The 7,352-nt window shown below is 41.0% G+C and carries 5 protein-coding genes and 2 pseudogenes; 3 read left to right on the top strand and 4 right to left on the bottom strand.

Annotation, left to right across the window (positions count from 1 at the left end):
- The 3 genes from HMPREF1534_RS00310 to HMPREF1534_RS00320 all read right to left on the bottom strand — a co-directional run.
- A partial coding sequence (locus HMPREF1534_RS00310) for a hypothetical protein (protein WP_005945528.1) occupies positions 1-267 on the bottom strand: 267 nt, incomplete at its 3' end.
- Positions 264-1,487 carry a site-specific integrase gene (locus tag HMPREF1534_RS00315; protein WP_005945526.1) on the bottom strand — a complete coding sequence of 408 codons (1,224 nt, stop codon included), beginning with the start codon at positions 1,485-1,487 and terminating at the stop codon, positions 264-266. The genes HMPREF1534_RS00310 and HMPREF1534_RS00315, both read right to left, overlap by 4 nt.
- A gap of 31 nt (positions 1,488-1,518) precedes the next feature.
- Positions 1,519-2,748 (bottom strand): site-specific integrase, encoded by a 1,230-nt coding sequence (locus HMPREF1534_RS00320; protein WP_005945524.1) that lies wholly within the window; start codon positions 2,746-2,748, stop codon positions 1,519-1,521.
- A 290-nt stretch (positions 2,749-3,038) separates the two neighbouring features.
- Here HMPREF1534_RS00320 and HMPREF1534_RS20205 point away from each other — a divergent pair.
- The 3 genes and pseudogenes from HMPREF1534_RS20205 to HMPREF1534_RS00325 all read left to right on the top strand — a co-directional run.
- Positions 3,039-3,218: pseudogene (locus HMPREF1534_RS20205) on the top strand (tyrosine-type recombinase/integrase); the annotation flags it as partial.
- Between the two features lie 79 nt (positions 3,219-3,297).
- Positions 3,298-3,561 carry a helix-turn-helix domain-containing protein gene (locus tag HMPREF1534_RS0119430; protein ID WP_081619654.1) on the top strand — a complete coding sequence of 88 codons (264 nt, stop codon included), beginning with the start codon at positions 3,298-3,300 and terminating at the stop codon, positions 3,559-3,561.
- A 61-nt stretch (positions 3,562-3,622) separates the two neighbouring features.
- Positions 3,623-6,307 carry a hypothetical protein gene (locus tag HMPREF1534_RS00325; RefSeq protein ID WP_005945522.1) on the top strand — a complete coding sequence of 895 codons (2,685 nt, stop codon included), beginning with the start codon at positions 3,623-3,625 and terminating at the stop codon, positions 6,305-6,307.
- 76 nt (positions 6,308-6,383) lie between these two features.
- Here HMPREF1534_RS00325 and HMPREF1534_RS00330 read toward each other — a convergent pair.
- Positions 6,384-7,352 (bottom strand): annotated as a pseudogene (locus tag HMPREF1534_RS00330) (hypothetical protein); the annotation flags it as partial.

Below are 7,352 nucleotides of genomic sequence, written 5' to 3'. Positions count from 1 at the left end.
GCTCTCAATGCTGTCAATACGGAAGGCTACCGCAATGACGAGTTCAAGGCTATACACATCATAGCTGATGCGGTCGTTCTTCCTGACATGACGGCGTACACCCTGCTCTTTCAGAATGCCGTCCTTGAATACAGCCTTGACAGCCTTGCGCACATAGTAGCCGAATACATTATACATGTCGGCAATCTCCTGCATGGTCATCCATACAGTATCGGTCGGCATGGATACCGTTCCGCTCTCGCTGACAGTTATAACTCCTCTGTTCATTTCCCGTCCTCCTTATTTTTATTCTGGTCAGTTTCTTTTGTTTCTCTGCGCAGCATCAGCTTGTCCATGTCCTTGGATATCTTGTCATCGGTGATGACGGCATAGACCTGGGTGCTTCGCAGGTTGGAATGCCCCATCATCTTGGCGATGCTTTCCATTGATATGCCCGAAGTAACCATGTTTACTCCGAATGTATGTCTTGCAACGTGTGCGGTAAGGTTCTCATTTATACCCAAAGCCACACCGAGTGAATGAAATTCAAACCACATGGAATCACGTGAAGAAAGAGGGAAAACAGGTTTGCTATCATCCGCTGTATTGTATAGCGACATTATTTGTTCAGCTATCGGATGCAAGGGAATGAACGCTTCGTTGTTGGTCTTTGCTCTTTTCTCACGGATGTATTTTCTACCGTCTGCCGTCATCCCGATATGGTGTGGATACAGGTTACGTAAATCGACATAAGCCAAACCTGTAAGGCTGGAGAAAACAAACATTCTGCGTGCCAACTCCAAAGCCTTATCCTCCATAGGAGTCTCCATAATGAGCAGCAAGTCATTTCTGGATATATGTCTACGCTTTGGTGAGCCTTTCTTTTCATATCCGACATCTTCCAATGGATTGAATTTCAGCAGACCTCTGTCAACAGCGATATAAACCAAGCGTTGCAGCCAACAGAGATTATGGTTCGTATTGGATGCACTATACCCTTTGCCAATCAAGAACAACTTATAAGATTTGCCAAATTCCTCAGTCAAATCTTCAAATGCAATGTCATTCATTCCTCGTAACCCGATGAACTCTCGCAAGTTTAGCTGCGATGTCTTAGATTGGCGATAAGAAGATGTTGAGTTAATACGGATGGAGCGCAGCCTAAGGCGTTCACGCTCCTCCTCGCCAGTGGCAAGCAATGTCATCGGGATAGTATTTGCATCAACAATAACATTCTTCAGAATCTCGGCGGTGACGATGCCCTTTTCCTTTGTTGCCTGCTCGTAGGCTTCGTCAATTCTTAGTCTGAACGCTTGCAGTTGTCCGTTCACTCTTGCATTCTTGGCTTCACCTTTTTTCGTGTCCCATTCTTCGGGAGCACAGTACAGACCTGTTGCTATGGCTGACACTTTGCCGTCAATCGTGATACGGCAAAATATAGATGTGGTTCCGTCTGCCTTTACTCTTCCACGGTTGATATAATAAAACTGCTTGTATGTACTTCTCATTGTTATGTTCCTTTCTTATTTTGTGAAAATATTACAGGACAAACTTGAAGTCTTTGTTGGCTTCGATGAACTTGTCCATATCCTCAAATAGCTTTTTCGGGGTGACACGTGCATAGATTTGCGTGGTCTGAATGTTGTTGTGACCAAGCATTCTGCTGATAGTCTCTATCGGAACACCTTCTTCGAGCGTAACGAGCGATGCGAAACTGTGCCGTCCAACATGATAGACCAAATCCATACTTATGCCAGATAGTACTCGGAGACTTTTCATGTTACCTCTCAGCACTCGAAATTCCTGTGGCGGTAAAAGAGTAGGTCTTGTCGGGTCTTTGTATTTCTCCAACATGGCAAGCGCCTCTGGCAGTAACTTCACACGTGCAAGCATCTTGTTCTTCTTTCTGTGGTATTTCAGCCAAAGGCTATCCTCCTCATCACGAAAGAGGTTTTCTTCCGTGATAGAAACAGTATCGGCATAAGCCGTGCCTGTATAGCAGGCGAAAAGAAAAAGGTCACGGGTCAAAGCCAACGATTTTCTTCGCTCTGGTATTTCGAGGTCACGAATTTTCAGGAAGTCCTCACGTGTCAATGCCTTTGGTGGATTCTCTTTCTTTTGAGGTAGCTTGAAGTGCATGAAATGATAACGCTCGGAGTGTCCTGCCTTGAAAGCTATTCGGCAGGTCTTCTTCAATATGGCGAGATAGTGGCGGACTGTATCAAGTGCAAGACCTCTCTCGTCCAAGCAAAAGTCCATGTACTCACGGATAAACTGCTCGTCAAGCTCACCGAATGCCACATCGTCAGTTCCATAACGCTTCTTGACGAACAATCCCAATGTCAGGCGAGTGTACTGGTAGTTTGGCAGCGTGCCTTTCTTGTAGTCGATGCCGATTCTTGACTCAATGTCCGCAATGATGGCGTCAAGCTGCTTCAACAAGGTCATCTGAGTGTCTGCACTGCATTGAAACAGATCCTTTATCGCCTTTGCGTCAAAATCCGTCTTGCGCTCCACAAGTGACTCGTAGGCTGAGTTTATTGCCAGCAACAGCTTGTCAATCTTGGCGTTCACTTCCACAGCTTCCTTGCTCTTGCCGTCAAGTCTGCTCTCACGTGGATTCCATAACTTTGGCATACATGACAACTTGCAACCGAACTGCGCCATTGTTCGGTTGAGGGTGATGCGTCCCATGATGGGAGCCTTACCGTTCTTGTCCAATCCGCTCTTTTTAAGGTAGAGCAGCACCTTGAATTTTTCAACTTTCATCTGCTTACTTTTTTAGTTTGCAAAAATAATCAATCAGTAAGCATTCTCTGTCATTGAAAGTTGTGCAGAACAGTGCAACAAACACTGGTGACAAACTATTTGTTTTTCACCTCGTTAGCAGTGTTGGTTTCGGTAACTGACCGCTAACGGTTTGGTAACTGAAATAACTCAATATCCTGCTCGGCTTTGCTTTGCAGCCAATTGGCAGAATTATGAAATATTGCTCATTCTCAACCACTTGCAGTTCATTTCTCTCATCTTCACTTTCCGTTGCTTTTGCTTAAATTGTGCACTGTGCCCGCCACTCTTTTATCACAAATATCATGGCAAATGGAGCCAACATTAAAACCGCCGCTTCCCTTGCCGGCCACTCAACAACCAGACACACTGAAAAGTATGTACATATAATAGATGAACTAAAGCAAAAAGCTGTCGATAGTTTACCGGATCTAACTATCAACTATAAATAATAAAAGGGTCCTCTACAGGACCTCACCATATTAAGCCTTCCTTCTATACTTCTGATATACTGAATATTACAAAGGGTAGATAGTATTCGGCACGAATACTACCTACCTGTCAAATGTCGTCAATCATTACTTTAAATGCAACTATAAGCACCTATTGAATAAATACCGTGTAAAATATGCAAAACTCTTATTAGACAAGGGTAAGTATACCCCGGAAGAGCTTGTCAAGCTCTGTGGATTTACATCCAGAAGTGTCTTCTATTCTGCTTTTACTAAAGAAGTTGGCATGGTCCCTTCACGGTACCCCGATAAATCATTCAAAATTCCTTTGAAATACGATTGAGTCCTTTGATTAATAATAAACAATTGAGTTTTTAAATTTATAAATTTAAAGTTTTTCTATTATGAACAAAAAATTTTTAAGTGCAATCCTGTTCGGAGCCTTAATGGTTACCTCAACAGGAACGTTTGTATCTTGTAAAGACTACGATGACGACATCGATAATCTTCAGGGACAAATTACTGCAAATGCCGATGCTATTAAATCTTTGCAAGAACTTGTAAATGGCGGTGATTATGTGACTGGTGTAGAGAAAACAGATGCCGGTATTGTGTTTACTTTCAGTAAGAGTGGTTCTAAAACTATTACACTGGACACTGCAGAAGATCATGGTCAGGTCTTTGAATTAAAGAATGGCGAAATCTACGTTGATGGCAAAGCAACCGGTATAAAGCCTGCTGCAGATGCAGAAAAGGCTCCAGTAAAGGCAGTTGATGGAGTTTGGGAATTTTTGAATGCCAATGGCGAATACCAATCTACCGGTATACCAGTATCGGGTGTGACTGTGGTTGGTTCTCAAGCAGATGGCTTTACTTTAACCATTGTGGATAAAGACGGAAAGTCAACAGAAGTAAAAGTTCCTTCTGCAGCTTCACTTATTACTTCAATCGTTTTAAAAAATGATGCATCTACCAACGGATTTGTTATTAGTAAAGCTACATTTACTAAACCTAGCAAATGGGCCGGCAAAAAAGAATTGCCTGCTGACAAATCAGTTGTCTATTCTTCTTCTACTATTGATATTCGTGTCAACCCGGTAGATGCTCCTGCTACGGAAGCAAAATATTATCTGACTAATACAAAGAACCAAACTTTGAGTAATATTGCTTTAGATGCTGAAGCAGAAAGTGCTGACGATGCAATTACGATTGGTGGTATCAACGGTCGTGCAGCTAATACCGGTAATGGACTGTTTACGTTAAGCATGAAGCAATATATCTTATCAAAGGATGATGCTAAAGCATTTGACAAAGAATTAACAGATAATGCAAAGGCTCGTGATATGGATAATACAAGTGTTACAAATTTTAATGATTGTGTAGCATTTGCTGTCAATGCAAACAACAAGGCACGTTCTGCTTACAATTTACCTATTGGAACTAAAGTAGCTGCTGATTTGACTAAGATTCAAGTGAAAGATATGGCTTCTTCTGAGGCTACGTTAGCTGCGTCAAATCCTACTAAAAAAGAAATCACCGTTGTTGTTGGTAAAACATATACTATTAAAGAAATTGCAGATGAAGCCGGATTAATGTACGATATGTATTTCTCATTGGCAGAAGTAGACAAAAAGACTTATGGTGTGACTTATGATGATTTGACTCATACATTTACAGTTGCCAATAACCCGGACGTTTCTACTGCTGCAACAGGTTTTGACTTGACTATCAATACATTGTCAACTAAAGGCCAGGTTAAAAAGGCTGTTTATACAGTTAAGTTGAGTTCTGCTATCGAAACACCATCTACTTATGAAGCTATTACTTATGATGTAGCCAAATTAAAAGATACTGATGCTTCCAATGATGCATTTACTCTCGATATGGACATCATGAAGACAGCTCTTGGTGATAAGTGGGCTCAATGGGCTAACACCGTAGGTCTTGATAAAACAGCATGCGCTATTTATACAAAGGCGGATTGTAGCGATACTCCTAAACAAGTTGGAGTAACTGGTCTGAAGATTACTTTAACCGCTTCAGATAAAACAACTCCAGCAACGGTTAATAACTTAAAATACATTGTTGTCAAAGTAGATAAAGCGAATGCTGATGACTTGAAACTTGATAAGCAATACTACTTGAAGGTTACATTCAAAGATAAGGTAGGTACTGCAGAAGTCAACAATATCGTTGTTCCTGTGACATTTACAGCTCCTTCTGTAGCAAGCCAATTTGAATTGAAGCCTGGTTACGTTGTAGATGGAACTATCAATGCTTACTATTACGATCTTACAGAGGATACAAAGAAGAACATTGCATTGAGCAGATATTTTGCAAAATCTGACGCTAATGCAGTTGTTGCCCTTGATACAGAAAAAGAAGTTAAGGCTAAGGACAATCACTCTTATCGTTCTGGCGGTTTGGCAACATTGAGTGAAGCTACTATGGCCGGAAATGTAACATTGAATGCTTCTGCTACAGACAAAGACGGTGGCAATGCTGTCGCTCCAGATGCTACTACCGGTAAAGAATTTGGTTATGGCGAAACTCTGACTGTTAAAGCAACGAATGATAAATATTCTGATACAGGATGGACATATAGCACAGACAGCAAGAAAGCTTATAGCTTCACTATCAAGATTATGAGCCCGATTATGGAAGGTACGGTCAAACCGGTTGAAGGTTCTACAATCAAAATCAGTGCCAATAGTACTAAGGGATTTGACATTACCAAGGCTATGATTACCGGTGTAGACTACAATAAGAATCCTTATAATGTAGTACCGGATAAGGACGTTACTTCCGATCCGACTAATCAAGTAGACAATACTGTGAAGGCTTGGGATAATGAGCAGATTGCAAATGTATACGTAACTAAGAAAGGTGACGATAATACTTATATCAAGGATATAACTTTGATAGGTCAAAAAGCTAAAACAGCCGATGCTGCAGCTGTTGCAGGTGCTATTAATGTAAAAGCAGATCCTCTGCCTAATGAACAAGAAACAGCTATTATTGTAAATGTGAAAGATGCTTGGGGCTATACTATTTCTGAAGAAGTTTCAGTAACTATTCTGAAAAACTAATAATTTAGTACCTCATATAAATGAAAAAGCACCCACAATTATGGGTGCTTTTTTATTTATACATATGAAAAGCCTGTTACTTCTTATATTCAATTGTCGCCTGAGTTTTGATTCCTGCGTAGTCTGTGAAAGTAACCACCAGTTCACCTCCCTGACCTGCATTCAAACCAGCAATTTTCACACCGGTATCACCTGTTTCCAAATTAACACCCGTACCTGCACTTTCTGCAGATTTAGCGAAGCCAACTACGACTGCACCTGTAGCTGCAGAACCTGTAGTAACTTCGTATCCACCTAATTTATGATCATTGCTTGCAGATGTAGGGATAGCAGTGGTACTTACTGCAATTTCTTCATCACCATATTGCAATGCAAGACCATTTTTCGGTTTGTTTGCGGTTCCGTCTCCTGTGAGAGCTGCAATAATACCGTCTGCATTAACAGCAGCTACTGTACCTGCAACGCCGTTCGTATAGTAAACCAACTTAGCTTTGTTGAAAGCAGGAGCAAGTTTCATGGTAAACTCTTTAGATACTGAGATAGTATTGTCTGCTGCAGCATTACTTGCACCTGTCAAAGCATTAACTGTTACAACTTCCTTGTTGGCTTTTACTTTGTAATCAGTAGTTTTAAGGAAGCCATCTTTAACTACGTCTGTGAAAATAATTGCATCTACATTTTTAACTTCACTTGCATCTGCTTTCTTGTATGTATAAGTATAGCCCGGCTGAGCATCAGTCATACCAGTACCATCAGCCTTCTTGTTGATAGTATACAAGTTAGTTGGCATTGTAAATGCAGGAGTATTACCTGAGTTATCAATTACAGAACTTAATACGCCTTCATTCCATCCTGCATATTGATTTGCAGTATAATAGTCATCGAATTCAGGTTTAGAAACTGTTACAGGAACAATTACCTTCTTCAATTCATTACCCTGAGCATCTTTCAATGTCAAAGTCAAATTGAATGTACCGTAGATGTTTGCAAGGTCTTTGGCTGCTGTTGTATACTTGCTGCCAGTATAGTTCAAAGTAATAACAGC

The sequence above is a fragment of the Phocaeicola massiliensis B84634 = Timone 84634 = DSM 17679 = JCM 13223 genome (genome assembly GCF_000382445.1).
GTDB classification, from domain to species: Bacteria; Bacteroidota; Bacteroidia; order Bacteroidales; family Bacteroidaceae; genus Phocaeicola; species Phocaeicola massiliensis.
This window is presented reverse-complemented; position numbering and strand designations above follow the sequence as displayed.

What these genes read in the sequence shown, in the direction of transcription:
- HMPREF1534_RS00315 (WP_005945526.1), bottom strand. Translation starts at nt 1,487, where the DNA reads ATGAGAAGTACATACAAGCAGTTTTATTATATCAACCGTGGAAGAGTA.
- HMPREF1534_RS00320 (WP_005945524.1), bottom strand. Translation starts at nt 2,748, where the DNA reads ATGAAAGTTGAAAAATTCAAGGTGCTGCTCTACCTTAAAAAGAGCGGA.
- HMPREF1534_RS00325 (WP_005945522.1), top strand. Translation starts at nt 3,623, where the DNA reads ATGAACAAAAAATTTTTAAGTGCAATCCTGTTCGGAGCCTTAATGGTT.